The sequence below is a fragment of the Breznakiella homolactica genome, assembly GCF_016616095.2.
In the GTDB taxonomy this organism is placed as follows: Bacteria; Spirochaetota; Spirochaetia; order Treponematales; family Breznakiellaceae; genus Breznakiella; species Breznakiella homolactica.
Window position 1 is genome coordinate 4,262,631 of record NZ_CP067089.2, and the last position, 13,276, is coordinate 4,275,906.

11 protein-coding genes are annotated in these 13,276 nt (G+C 54.1%); 3 read left to right on the forward strand and 8 right to left on the reverse strand.

Annotated elements, in window-relative coordinates; genetic code table 11:
• Positions 1 to 329: 329 nt before the first annotated feature.
• From JFL75_RS19135 to fdxA, 3 genes are all read right to left on the reverse strand, one after another.
• Positions 330 to 1,310 (reverse strand): hypothetical protein, encoded by a 981-nt coding sequence (locus tag JFL75_RS19135; RefSeq protein WP_215628272.1) that lies wholly within the window; start codon positions 1,308 to 1,310, stop codon positions 330 to 332.
• Positions 1,307 to 2,257, reverse strand: a complete 951-nt coding sequence (locus tag JFL75_RS20900) for a M23 family metallopeptidase (RefSeq protein WP_215628273.1) — start codon at positions 2,255 to 2,257, stop codon at positions 1,307 to 1,309. Before JFL75_RS20900 ends, JFL75_RS19135 begins: the two co-directional genes overlap by 4 nt.
• A gap of 106 nt (positions 2,258 to 2,363) precedes the next feature.
• Positions 2,364 to 2,534, reverse strand: coding sequence for a 4Fe-4S ferredoxin (gene fdxA, locus JFL75_RS19145; protein WP_215628274.1), 171 nt, complete (start codon positions 2,532 to 2,534; stop codon positions 2,364 to 2,366).
• 306 nt (positions 2,535 to 2,840) lie between these two features.
• Here fdxA and JFL75_RS19150 point away from each other — a divergent pair, with 306 nt between their 5' ends.
• Entirely contained in the window at positions 2,841 to 3,986 is a 1,146-nt protein-coding gene (locus tag JFL75_RS19150; protein ID WP_215628275.1) for a hypothetical protein, read from the forward strand.
• Between the two features lie 23 nt (positions 3,987 to 4,009).
• Here the strand turns inward: JFL75_RS19150 and carB are convergent, their stop codons facing one another.
• The 4 genes from carB to JFL75_RS19170 form a co-directional block, all read right to left on the reverse strand.
• Entirely contained in the window at positions 4,010 to 7,225 is a 3,216-nt protein-coding gene (gene carB / locus JFL75_RS19155) for a carbamoyl-phosphate synthase large subunit (protein WP_215628276.1), read from the reverse strand.
• Between the two features lie 130 nt (positions 7,226 to 7,355).
• Complete coding sequence (gene ftsH / locus JFL75_RS19160) at positions 7,356 to 9,332, reverse strand: ATP-dependent zinc metalloprotease FtsH (protein WP_215628277.1); 1,977 nt, start codon at positions 9,330 to 9,332, stop codon at positions 7,356 to 7,358.
• Positions 9,333 to 9,422: 90 nt separating this feature from the next.
• Positions 9,423 to 9,965: an HdeD family acid-resistance protein gene (locus tag JFL75_RS19165; protein WP_215628278.1), complete on the reverse strand. Its 543-nt coding sequence runs from the start codon at positions 9,963 to 9,965 to the stop codon at positions 9,423 to 9,425.
• On the reverse strand, positions 9,962 to 10,288 hold the full coding sequence (locus tag JFL75_RS19170; RefSeq protein WP_215628279.1) for a zinc ribbon domain-containing protein: 327 nt from the start codon (positions 10,286 to 10,288) through the stop codon (positions 9,962 to 9,964). The genes JFL75_RS19165 and JFL75_RS19170 overlap by 4 nt, the downstream gene beginning before the upstream one ends.
• A 171-nt stretch (positions 10,289 to 10,459) precedes the next feature.
• Here JFL75_RS19170 and JFL75_RS19175 point away from each other — a divergent pair, with 171 nt between their 5' ends.
• On the forward strand, positions 10,460 to 11,041 hold the full coding sequence (locus JFL75_RS19175; protein ID WP_215628280.1) for a TetR/AcrR family transcriptional regulator: 582 nt from the start codon (positions 10,460 to 10,462) through the stop codon (positions 11,039 to 11,041).
• Between the two features lie 135 nt (positions 11,042 to 11,176).
• Positions 11,177 to 12,355 (forward strand): S1C family serine protease, encoded by a 1,179-nt coding sequence (locus JFL75_RS19180; RefSeq protein WP_215628281.1) that lies wholly within the window; start codon positions 11,177 to 11,179, stop codon positions 12,353 to 12,355.
• Here JFL75_RS19180 and JFL75_RS19185 read toward each other — a convergent pair.
• Positions 12,352 to 13,194, reverse strand: a complete 843-nt coding sequence (locus JFL75_RS19185) for an AraC family transcriptional regulator (protein ID WP_215628282.1) — start codon at positions 13,192 to 13,194, stop codon at positions 12,352 to 12,354. The two genes, JFL75_RS19180 and JFL75_RS19185, sit on opposite strands and share 4 nt — an antisense overlap.
• Positions 13,195 to 13,276 lie beyond the last annotated feature (82 nt).

The following is a 13,276-nucleotide window of genomic DNA, read 5'->3' on the forward strand; positions in this document are numbered from 1 at the left end:
GCCGAATGATGGGTGGAGTTTTGCTCCGCAAAACTCCTAAAAGACTTGGCGCCGCAGGCGGCAAGTCTTACGCTACCCCCACTTCTGGTTCCCGGAATGGCGCTGAAGCCTGATCCCGACACGCTTTTTCCCTTTCTATACAGTAAAACGCCCCAAATTTCCCAAAAGTTACAAAAAAAGGCCGGCTTTCACCGGCCCTGCCCTTGAGGCATGTCGGAGATATAGTGATTTGGGAGGGGAACTATAGGTCCGACAATATAAATATCGGTGCTTTATGTACAAAAATTAATACATTTCTGCGGAAAAGTTACAATTGAACTGCCGGCGTATCAGTCGCTTTCGTGGACCGAAACATCGATGGTAAGGGCCACCCGGTAGGTTTTTCCCTTCTGTATTACCAGCGGCTTGATTACCGAATAGTCTCCCACCTGGAACCTGACCTTGTGTTCCCCGGGCTCCGTAGGTATCGGCATCCGGGAATCCTCTACCGGCAGATCATTGAAGAATATCTGGGTGTTTTCGGGGACTTCGAACACCACCAGCGGAGTGGGGTCCTGCAGATCAATGGTTAATTCGAGAATTTTTCCCCGTTCCACAAGAAAACGCCTGCTTTCGTTCCGGTAATCATCGGAAAAGATCACCAGATGGTGTTCCCCTTCCTTTAAAACCCGTTCGTCCCGGTAGTTTTCCACAACTTCATCGTCTATGAGCAGGGTAAAAGGCCGGTCCGGAAGCTGTTCCGGGAAACGGGCGGTGATTTTTACCGCTCCCTCGTCGCTCAGGATCGGCCGGGCGGTCAGCTGGAACCGCATGGTTTCGATGTCTTCGCTGAGACCCTTCATCACCGGCATAATGCGGAAGAGTATGGGGAACGCTTCGGGCCGCACGATCCCCGCGGGCAGGGACGCGTAGGGGGACGCCCTGAGTCCGTGGCCGGTCCGGATAGGGATTTGGTAGATAGTTTGAATTTTGTTGGGAATGGGCTCAAAGCTCAGCTGCCGGAGGTTAAGGTCCGCCACTCCGGTTCCGGGCACCGCGTCGAGATCCGAATACAGCACTATGGCCAGACTGCCCCGGTGCTGGAGGAATTTCTGCGGCGCGGTCAGCTCCAGTTCAATTCCGCGGAAAAACCGGGTGTCGCTGCCCAGGACTATCACCGCCGAATCAACATAGGTAAGGGAAATGGAATTTCCCGCCGGATTGTCCAGAGAAACCTCCAGTATACCCGCTACCATGGTCCGGATATCTTCCGAAAACAGCGGTGCGGCGAGGATACATAGGACTGCAAGTACGCAGATTCTGCGTCTCATCGGTTAATTCCTTCTCTGAATAAATATTTCCCCGGATCCTGTGCCTTTCCGTTCTGCCGCAGCTCAAAATGCAGATGCGGCCCCGTGGACTGGCCGGTGGATCCGACCCTACCAATTAGAGTACCGGATTGTACGCTGCTTCGCAAGTCCGCCAGAATCACCGACAGATGGCCGTAGAGGCTGAACCAGGTTTCTCCGTGCTGGATAATTATATATTTCCCGAAAATGGGATCTTCCCCCGTATCGGTTACGATTCCGTCCCGGGCGGCGAATACGTCGGTGCCCTCCGGCGCGGCAAGGTCGAAACCTTCATGGAAACGCATGTTTCCGGTGACCGGATTGATCCGCGGACCGAAGGTGCTGGTAAGCCGGTAATTTCTCAGGGGGAAGCGGAAGCTGGTATTCAGGAAAAAAGCCCGTTCGGTGGGAGAAAAATCGCCCCCGGGCAGAAACCGGAATTGTTCCGTTTTTCCGTTCCGGGTAATGGTAACGGGAAATCCCTGCTGCGGGTCCCTGGCCGCGGCCATAACCAGTTCCAGGTCGGATTCAGGGTTCTGGGGTATGAAAATCCCCGGTATTGAAGGAAGCAGAACCAAAGCCGCGTCACCCAGTGACGACGGATGGCCGAAACGGTTAAGGGTTGCCAGGGCCGCGTAGGGAACATTGCACCGGGCGGCTACCTTGAAGATATCATCCTCCTGCCGGGGTATATAGGAAAAAATTGTGAGGTCCTCCAGGATGGATTCCGCTGACGAGCCCCTGCGTTCAAGATCCGCGATGCGGCGGTACGCGTATTCAACATTTGATTGGTATTGTTTAAATCCGGTGTCCCCCGATTCAAGCCGGAGAATCCGCGGAAATGACACACTCAGATCCGTCTCATCCGCCGGAATCAGCAGCGGAAGAAACCATAAAATAAGAAGGAATAGGGGCAATTTTTTTTTCATTACTGTCACCGCCGCTACACGTTACGGGACGGAAACCAGCTGTGCACCGGGTGCTGCAAAAAAGGCAAGGGCATTGCTCCCTTGCCTCTGTTCATGTGCCTGTTTCTTATTCAGCTGAAATAGCTTCGGTGGGACAGACACCGGCACAGGCGCCGCAGTCCTGGCATTTATCAGGATCAATCCAGCGGGCATTGTCCTTTTCGGAGATGGCTTCCACAGGACATTCACTGTCACAGGAACCGCAGTTAATACAGGCATCGGAGATTTTGTATGCCATGGTTTACCTCTCTTCTCTTAGTGGTAGGTAGAAGATAGCATAATTATCTTAAGGATTCAAGAAAAAAACCGGGAATAGGGAAATAAAAACAGAAGGCCGGCGGCGGATGTGTAAAATTCACATATATATTCAAAAAAATTGCCCAATATAAAACAATACGCTAAAATGTATTATTATTGGGTTAAATTTCCAAACGGTAGCTGGCCTTTCAGTGTGAAGAGAGAGAATATTTTGGTATTTATAAAACGGAGGATGGCGGTGGTATTGTAGAGAGAACAGAGATATTTAGCCGCCCCAATTAAAAAAATGAAAACACTATTCAGCAGAAGTCTCCTGACCCTTACCATTGCGGCGCTGGGGGTCTCTCTTTCGTTTATGGTGTATATCTTAATTACATTCAATGAATTATATAATCAAAGGAGCCTGGCTGTTCTTCGTGACTTCTCCTGTACGATCCAGGCAGTACTGCCGGAGGGGTTTTTCCGGTCCGCCCTTGAGACCGGTACCGTTGGGGGTGGTAAACCAGCGGCCAGCTGGTTCAGAAGGCTGAATGGAATAGCGGGCCTCCGTTTTACCCTTATTGACAGCGGCGGTTCCGTCGTCGCCGATTCGAGCCAAACCGGGGATTCTCCGGGCGCGGAAGCCGCGGCCGTATATTCGGCGGCTCCCATCTACGGGAATGACGGCAATCCTATCGGTATCTTCCGGTTGTCCAAGGTGGTTCCCTCGATGTGGCAGCGCCTTGCTCCGGCGCTGATGCCGGTGGTGCTTTCCTGTCTGGTCGTGATCGTGATTGCCGTTTGGGGAATTTACCGGTTTGCCCGATCCCTGTCGCGGTCAATCGATCATCTGATACAGCTGACCTCATCGGTTTCGGATGCCGGAAGCATCCGGGCTGAAAATCTCCACGCTCCGTTTATTTCCACCACTGTAGAATTCAAATACCTTGATATGGCTATTAAAACCATGGCCGCGGAGCTTACCTACCGGGCTGAACAGGCAAAAAATGAAGGCCGGTACCTGGAAGCCATACTGAACTGTATGTCCGACGCGGTGATAGCCATGGATGAGCATTTTACACTGTACCTGGTGAACCCCCTGGGCCGCAGACTGTTCAATATAAATGATTCAATGTTTCTGTGGAATCTTTCGATATATTCCCTCACGGGATCAAAGGAACTTGAAGCCGCGGCCAGACAGGCGGTTACCGGTGATGTATCGACGGAACTCGATTTTGTACTCCATGCCTCCGATGAAATACGGTATTTCCAGGTTTTTATCGCGCCGATACATAAAACCATCAATGATACCGGTACTGCCGGCGGTGTTCTCATCGTGTTCAAAGATGTCACCAGGCTTGTGGAACTGGAAAAGGAACAGAAAGACCTGGTAATCAGAAATTCCTATGAACTGTCGATTTGTTTTCCCCGGCGGCCAAGGAAATATCCCTAGCCTGCCGGGAAAATTAGAAGCCGCTATTCGATTTCCCGGTGGTACTCCTGCAGGGATTTAACGCTGCCCCTTCCGTTCCGGGCCGCGCCGATACCCTGGGCCGCGGCAATGGCCGCCGCTATGGTGGTAATATACGGTATCTTGTATTTAAGCGCTGCCTTCCGGATTACCTCTTCGTCCGCTATGGCGTCACGCCGGGGACTGGGGGTATTGATGACCAGGACCAGTTCGCGGTTGACGATAACGTCGGCCACATTGGGGCGGCCTTCATGTATTTTGGCGATAACCTTGGAGGGAATACCCGCCGCCCGGAAAAACTCCGCGGTTCCTTCGGTGGCCAATATCGTAAAACCCAGTTCATGGAACAGTGATCCCGCCTGGAGCGCGGTTTTGGAATTCGCCCCGGTCCGTTCGGAGAGGCTGATGAGAACGGTGCCGGGGTCCGATGGAAGGGTCGCTCCGGCGGCTTCCTGGGATTTGTAGAAAGCCAGCGCCGCGTTGTCCGCCAGGCCAAGGACCTCACCGGTGGAACGCATCTCGGGACCCAGGACCGGGTCAACCCCGGGAAATTTATCAAAGGGAAATACCGCTTCCTTGGCTCCGAAATGGCGGAACCGTTTGTCCGCAAGGCCGAGGTCGCCGAGTTTTTTTTCCATCATCATCCGGGTTGCGAGGTTTGCCATCTGGGTGTTGCACACCTTGGATACCAGGGGGACGGTCCGGCTCGCCCGGGGATTCGCCTCAAGTACGTAGACTGTGCTGTCTTCTATGGCGTACTGGATATTCATTAAGCCGCATACCCGCAGGGCTTTCGCTATCTTTTGGGTATAATCCCTGATGGTTTCAAGGTTTTCTTTGGTTATTGAAATAGAAGGAATAATGCAGGCGGAGTCCCCGGAGTGGACTCCCGCGAGCTCCACATGCTCCATGACCGCCGGTATATACACGTCGGTTCCGTCGGACAGCGCGTCGGCCTCACACTCCAGGGCGTTCCGGAGGAACCGGTCGATGAGCAGCGGCCGGTCAGGGGTAATTCCCACGGCCTTGGCAACGTATTCCTTGAGCATGGTTTCGTCGTAGATGACCTCCATTCCCTGTCCGCCCAGAACAAAGGAGGGCCGGACCATGAGGGGGTATCCGATGGTCTGGGCGAGGTCCAGGGCTTCGCCGATATCCGACGCCATCCCCGCCTCGGGCATGGGGATGCCGAGCTGATCCATCATCTTTCTGAAGAGGTCCCGGTCTTCGGCAATGTCGATGCTTTCAATGCTGGTCCCCAGGATGGTTACCCCCTGGTCCGCCAGTTCACGGGCGATGTTCAGCGGGGTCTGGCCGCCGAACTGGACGATCACCCCGCAGGGGTTTTCCTTTTCGTAAATCTGGAGCACATCCTCAAGAGTGACCGGTTCAAAGTAGAGTTTGTCGCTGGTGTCGTAATCGGTGGAAACGGTTTCGGGGTTGCAGTTTACCATGATGGTTTCGTAGCCCATATCTCGGAGAGCGAAGGCCGCGTGGACACAGCAGTAATCGAATTCAATACCCTGGCCGATCCGGTTGGGGCCGCCGCCGAGGATCATAACTTTTTTGCTGTTGGCGCTTGCCCGGGAACTGTCCGGGGCGTTGTAGCTTGAATAGTAGTAATAGCTGTCTTCCTTGCCCGAAACCGGAACCGCGTGCCAGCCTTCGACAATCCCAAGTTCGGTCCGCCGCCGCCGGATATCCTGTTCCCGGATGCCCAGGATCTTCGCGAGGTATTTATCGGAAAACCCGTCCTTCTTTGCCCGGATGAGCAGGGCGTCCTCGGGAATCCGTCCCGGTTCTTTCAGCAGTTCCTCTTCGAGTTCCACCAGTTCCTGCATCTGTTCCAGGAAGTAAGGTTTGATATAGGTTATCTCATGGAGTTTTTCAATATCCGCTCCCTTGCGCAGGGCTTCATATAATAGAAAATACCGTTCACTGGAGGGCTGCCGGAGCAGGTCCGTGAGTTCCTCCAGGGTTTTCCGGTTAAAGTCCTTGGCGAATCCCAGTCCGTGGCGGCCGTTTTCCAGTCCCCGGATAGCTTTCTGGAAGGTTTCCTTAAAGGTCTTTCCGATGGCCATGACTTCGCCTACGGCTTTCATCTGGGTCCCCAGGACATCCTCCACTCCCCGGAATTTCTCAAAGGCCCAGCGGGCGAATTTAAGGACGATATAATCCCCCGAGGGGCTGTATTTTTCCAGGGTTCCGTCCCGCCAGTAGGGGATTTCATCCAGGGTCAAACCCGCGGCGAGTTTCGCGGAAATCAGGGCGATGGGGAAGCCCGTGGCCTTTGACGCCAGGGCGGAGGAGCGGGAAGTGCGGGGGTTGATTTCTATAATGACCACCCGGCCGCTTTCCGGATCATGGGCGAACTGTACGTTGGTACCGCCGATAACACCGATGGATTCGACTATTTTAAAAGCCTCCCACTGAAGACGCTCTTCCAGCTTCTTATCTATAGTAAGAAACGGAGCGGCGCAGAAGGAATCCCCCGTATGGACACCCACGGCGTCGATGTTTTCGATAAAACAGACGGCGACCATCTGGTTTTTGCTGTCCCTGACCACTTCGACTTCGAGTTCCTCCCAGCCCAGAATCGATTCCTCGATCAGGCACTGCCGGGTAAGGGACAGTTCCAGTCCCCGGCTCACCACCGTCCGGAGTTCCTCAATATTGTAGACCAGGCCGCCGCCGGCACCGCCCATGGTATACGCCGGGCGGACTACCACGGGATAGGATAATTCCGCCGCGATGGTTTCGGCTTCTTCCACGGTATAGGCAATATCGGAACGGGGCGTTTCAATGCCGAGCTGTCCCATGGTCTTCTTGAAGATTTCCCGGTCCTCACCGCGTTCAATGGCGTCGAGGTTAACCCCGATAACCTGAACCCCGTATTTCTCGAGGATTCCCGCCTTGTGGAGTTCGCTGGCGAGGTTGAGGCCTGTCTGGCCACCGAGGTTCGGCAGGAGCGCGTCCGGCCGTTCTTTATCGATAATCTGTTCAAGCCGGGTCAGGTTGAGGGGTTCGATATAGGTGGCATCCGCCATAACCGGATCGGTCATAATGGTTGCGGGGTTGGAGTTAACCAGGACAATCCTGTATCCCTGCTCCCGGAGGGCTTTGCACGCCTGGGTTCCGGAGTAGTCGAATTCGCATGCCTGACCGATAACAATAGGCCCGGATCCTATTATAAGTACTGTGTGTATATCTTCCCGTTTCATTGGTTCCTCTGATTGTAAGCTGATGCATTGTAGTACAGGACCGGCATCGATGTACAGTAAACCTGAAAAAATCTCCATACTAAAAAAGCCCCCGGATTATCCGGGGGCTTTTAAGACTGAAACCATCAAACTAGGCGGTTGCTTTATCCTTATTAAGAATCTCCATGAACTGTTCGCCGGAAATAGTCTCCTTCTCCACCAGGAACTCAGCTATCTCAACCAGCTTATCCTTGTTCTCACGAAGCAGCTTCAGCGCCTGTTCATGACACTCATCGATGATCTTCGATACCTCTCCGTCCACCGCGGCTCCCGTACTCTCAGATCCCGTAAACACATTCCGTCCGTCAAGATACTGGTTCTGGGTACTCTCAAGTCCCATCATCCCGAACTTGTCGCTCATCCCGTACTGTGTCACCATGTTCCGCGCAAGCTTCGTCGCCCGCTCTATGTCATTCGACGCTCCCGTGCTCATCTCTCCGAACTCTACTTCCTCAGCGGCTCTCCCCGCCAGCAGCATCGTTATCTGCGCCAGCAGTTCACTCTTCGTCAGAAGATACCGTTCCTCCTCGGGCATGTTCATCGTATAGCCAAGACTCCCCATGGTCCGCGGCACGATCGTGATCTTCTGTACCGGCTGGCTGTTCTTCTGCAAAGCGCTCGCCAGCGCGTGCCCTACCTCATGGAACGCAACCATCCGCTTCTCCTTCGCGTTCATGATCCGGTCCTTCTTCTCCTTGCCCGCAATCACCACTTCCACCGCTTCCATCAGGTCTTCCTGCAGCACTTCCTTCCGTCCAAGCCGCACCGCACGCACCGCCGCCTCGTTCACCATGTTCGCAAGGTCCGCTCCCGCGGCCCCGCTGGTCGCCAGCGCTATGTCACGCAGATTCACGTCGGGTCCGAGGGTCACCTTCTTCGCGTGCACCGCCAATATCGCTTCCCGTCCCGGAAGATCGGGTTTCTCCACAATCACCCGCCGGTCAAACCGCCCCGGCCGCAGCAATGCCTTGTCCAGTACCTCAGGCCGGTTCGTCGCAGCCAGTATCAGGATGCCCTTGGATGAATCAAACCCGTCCATCTCGCTCAGCAGCTGGTTCAGCGTCTGTTCCCGTTCGTCGTTGCTCCCCAGCTGGTTGTCCCGGCTCTTCCCGATCGCGTCTATCTCGTCAATAAAGATGATACACGGCGCCTGTTTCTTCGCCTGCTCAAACAGGTCCCGCACCCGGCTCGCGCCAACACCCACGTACATTTCCACAAACTCGGAGCCCGATATCGAGAAGAAGGGCACCTTCGCTTCCCCGGCCACCGCCTTCGCCAGCAGGGTTTTGCCCGTTCCCGGGGGACCCACCAGCAGCGCGCCCTTGGGCTGCACCGCGCCGATCTCCTGGTACTTCTCGGGGCTGTGCAGGAAGTCCACCATTTCCGTCAGACTTTCCTTCGCCTCATCCTGGCCTGCCACATCGTTGAAGGTCACGCCGGTGTTCTTTTCCATATCGTAGAACTTGGCTTTTGATTTCCCCACGTTCATCAGGCCGCCCATGCCGCCGGCGCCGCCCATCCGCTTGGACAGGCTCCGCATCAGGAAGTAGTAGATCACGTAGAAGATCACAATCGGGAAGATCCAGCTGGTGATGAAGCTCATGATGGGGTTGTTCTGGACGATGGGGCGGTAGAAGGCCACGTCGTGGGCCAGGAGCCGTTCGGTCAGGCCCGGGTCTTCGATCCGGCCGGTGTAGTACACCTGGTTCTGCCGGGCCTGTTCGGCCATCTGCTGGAACCGGTTCTGTACCGCCGGCTCCATCTCTTCCAGGGCTGTTTCGTCAATCCCGAGGATCCGCTGCACTTCCGCGCGGTCCGCTTCGGGTTTGAGGGTCAGGGCTATCTGGTCCGTTTCAATCTGTACCTGTTTTACCGTATCGCTTTCCACCAGCTGGATGAACTGGCTGTATTCTATCTGTACCTTCTGGTTCGCGAGCCGGTTCGCCATTACGATATTCAGTACAAACGTAAGGATGAATCCGATGATCAGAAAATTGAATATGTTGAAGTGTCCCTTTCCCTGGGGATTGGTTTCATTGTCTTTGTTGTTGTTTTCGTTGTTTTCCATTCTTCCTTCTCCTGTAGTATTGCCGGAGCGGCGCTCCGTCTGTTTTTGCTGTTCCGGCGGATCTTTATATCCGCCGGCAGCATTATGGAATTACCGTCCCTGTCCGAGCCGGCTGAAGGCCGTAACGATGCTTCCGATTCCCAGGACTACCAGATAAATTCCAATGAGGTATACCATGGACAGCGCCGAAGCAAAGGGGTTAAAGAGCAGTACAATACCGAGGATGAGTCCCAGGATATTTATTATCATGGACCACCAATAGGCGCCGTTTCCTCCGATGGCTCTGATCAGCGGCAGGTTTGAAAGCCGGGCAATGCAGTGCACGATAAACCAAATAGGGAAAAGGAAACTGAATGCAAACACGCCGGCGTTGATGTTGAACAGCAGCAGAATGCCGACGAGGATACTCAGAATCCCCGAAATAATTGCGGTTGCCGGACCGAATCCCGTGCGGCGCTGCAGCCGTACGTACAGAACAATATCCGCAATCCCGCTGACTATGGCGGCAATTCCGTAGATAACCACAAAGCTGCCCAGGGCCGATACCGGGTTTCTGAAGGTAAGTATTCCCAGAACGATAAGCAGGATTCCCAGGATCAGTTCTATCCATCCGAATGTTGATCTTCTTTTCATTGTAATTTCTCCTTGTTATCGCCGGTCAGCGGTTTTCCGCAGCGCTTACAGAAAAGGCTGTCCCGGTCGTTGAAGCTCAGGCAGGAGGGGCATTTTTTTTCCTGCCGTGCGGATGCAAGACGGCGGCGGGTTTCGATAATCATATCCACCAGGGTGCTGATGTTTCTGTTCTCGTTCTCTACGGTTTCCAGAATTTCCTTGCCGATCCTGCAGTATTTTTCATGGAGTTCAGACTCCATGGAATTGAGTGATTCTTCCAAAAGCCGTACGTCGGATTCTCCGTAAGTGACTTCATCCGTTTCTGATTGTTGATCCGGATTCATGGTATTTTCTCCTTCCGTTCAGCGTCTTATGAATAAGATACGCCGGTCTGCCGTTCCGAGCAATTTACAATACCGCGGGAGTGTCCGATTCCAGACATTTCCGGAAAACTGTCCGGTTTCTTCACAGCGGGCCGTTTTTGGTGTATAGTTTCTCTATACTGCGGAGGTAGGATGGAAGCACAGAGTCCGGATCAGGATGTACGGATTATTAAAACCCGGAGGTCCCTGGGACAGGCATTGGTTAATCTTCTGGAGGAAAACAGTTTCCAGAAGATTACCGTTAACGATATCTGCCGGGAGGCCCTGGTAAGCCGTTCGACATTCTACGTCCATTTTTACGATAAGTACAAACTGCTCCGGTACTGCCTGGACGAAATCCGGAAGCAGCTTGAAAGGGAAAACGCCCAGAAAGGCCCTAAGGAGCGCCTCGCCGGGGGGCTTAAGCTTATCAGCAGCAAGTCGAATATCTTCAGGAATATTTTTGCCGGGGACAGCAATCAGGAACTGGCGATCATGTTCAGGACGTATTTTTCGGAGCTGCTGCTGGAACTGCTCAAAATGCGTGAGAAAGAAGGGGGAAAATTCCCCGGGCCCCTCCCGCTGATGGCCGCGTTTTACACCAGCGGTATTTCCGGGGTTACCCTGTGGTGGATAGAGCAGGGGTACCCCATTTCCCTGGAGGAAATGGCCGCCTGCCAGTACCGTATCCTGGAGGATATCATCCCTTCGGATAACCCCTGGGCCGCTCCGTAAAAAAGACATTTTCCCGGAAATGTCCGTTACCGGATATTTATTATAATTTGTTAATTGTTTTTGCCGTATTTCCTGGGTATTTTCCATTTAGAAGCCCGGTACGCCTATGCCGCGAACCGGGCTGAGGAGGATGCCATGTATGGAGATGATTCACAATACAGAATAGTACCGGAGCAGAAAAATTCCCGGAAAAATACAACCCGGACTGTCTGGCTGCTTATTGCCGTTCTTGCCGCCGGTGTTATCGGCGGGGCTGTTTCGTATTTTCTTCTGAAAAATAATGTCCGGGAAATGGTTGAAAGTTCAGTCAGACCGGTGGTAACCATGCAGACCGCGGCGCCGCTGCCTTCCGATGCGTCCCATCCGGTCCCCGCTTCGGCGTCCGCCATGGAGGCCGTATCCGCCCGGACCGTTCCGTCGGTGGTTGAGGTCGCCACGGAATCCAAGGTTACCCATCCCATCTTCGGCAGCTTCATCACCGGAGGGGCCGGCAGCGGGGTCATAATATCCGAAGACGGCTACATCGTGACCAACCACCATGTGATAAACGATTCCACCTCCATCACGGTCCGTACCTTCGAAGGGGTGGAATATCCGGCGAAACTCGTGGGAACCGATCAGCGGACCGATCTGGCGGTCCTTAAAGTGGATGCCCAGTACCTCATCCCCGCGGTTTTCGGGGATTCCGCTTCGGTCAATGTGGGTATGCCGGTTCTGGCCATCGGTAACCCCCTGGGAAGTCTCGGCGGTACGGTTACCGAAGGCATTATCAGCGCCAAGGACCGGGAGATCCTGATCGACGGCGATTACATGAGCCTGCTCCAGACTTCCGCGGCCATCAATCCCGGCAACTCCGGGGGCGGTTTATTCGACCTTAGCGGAAACCTCGTGGGCGTGGTCAACGCCAAATCCAGCGGCAGCGATATTGAAGGCCTCGGATTCGCTATTCCCGTAAACACCGCCAAAGCGGTTGTAACGGAACTGATTGAACACGGCTACGTTACCGGCCGTCCCGCCCTGGGTGTTGGTATTTCGGAAATCAGAAGCCGCAGCGCCCTGTACATGTACCGGCTCCGGGAGCCCGGGGTATACATTACCTCCGCCGAAACGTCCGGGGAATTCCAGAAATGGGACCGGATACTGCAGGTTGAGGGAACGGACATCAGAAGCGCCGCGGATGTAAAGAAAATTGTGGACCATCACCGGGTAGGGGATTCCCTGGCAATTACCGTCCGCCGGAACAACCGGAACGTCGATATTACGGTTATCCTTGATGAGGAAGTTCCGGCGCAGTTTACCGGTGAACGGGTTTAATGGCTGTCATCTTTGTGATGGTGTGAAAAAGTGCGCCGGTATTCCTGGGGCGCCAGGCCGGTGCACTTCTTGAAGATCCGTGAAAAATGGAAAGGATTTTCAAAGCCGAAATAGTCCGCCACCGACCCCACGGTCCGGTTTGAATCAACCAGGAAAGAAGAGGCCGCCTCAATCTTGAGGCGGGTAAAATACTGGAAGGGCGACATGCCCAGTTCCTTATGGAAGAGGCGGATAAAATACTCCTCCGAAAGTCCCAGGTTCCCCGCCATATCCCCCACGGAAAGTTTTTGGCGCAGGGACTGCTGCATAAGCCGGAGGGAACTCTCCACGTGTTCATTGGGTTCATGGCGGCCCGGGGATTTGTCGGTTTCCCGGGAATCGGTAAACCACCGGTGGAGCAAGCTCAATAACAGATATTCCGCCGGTTTCTGCCGTGCCTGATCCGTGTCCCGGGAAAGCCGGTACAGTTCTTCAATTAAAAACCGTTCCCGGGATTCAATGGGCGCGACGACCCTGTTCCGGGGATTTCCCCGCTGAATCAGGGAAACCAGGGTTTGGTCATCGGCGGTTTCGGAGTCCGGCTCAAACAGAATGGCGTAATAGCTTATGGGCCGTTTTACCGCGTCCGGCAGTATGGCATGGAATTCCCGGGGCCTCGTCAGGAAGAGGCGGTTCTTTTCAATTAAATATCTGGACCGGTTGAGCAGAAACGCGCCTTCTCCTTCCAGAAACAGGTGAACCTCATATTCCCCGGGTTCATGGATATGGTACCGGCCGTGCCAGGAAGAGGCGCCGCCTCCGACAAATTTATAGACGTATACCGCGTCCTTTATCCGCATGGTATTACTATGTCAATAATAGATATGTTTCGTCAATATTCTCTATGGATAGACGGGGAAAATGGGCCTATTATTCAAAAAA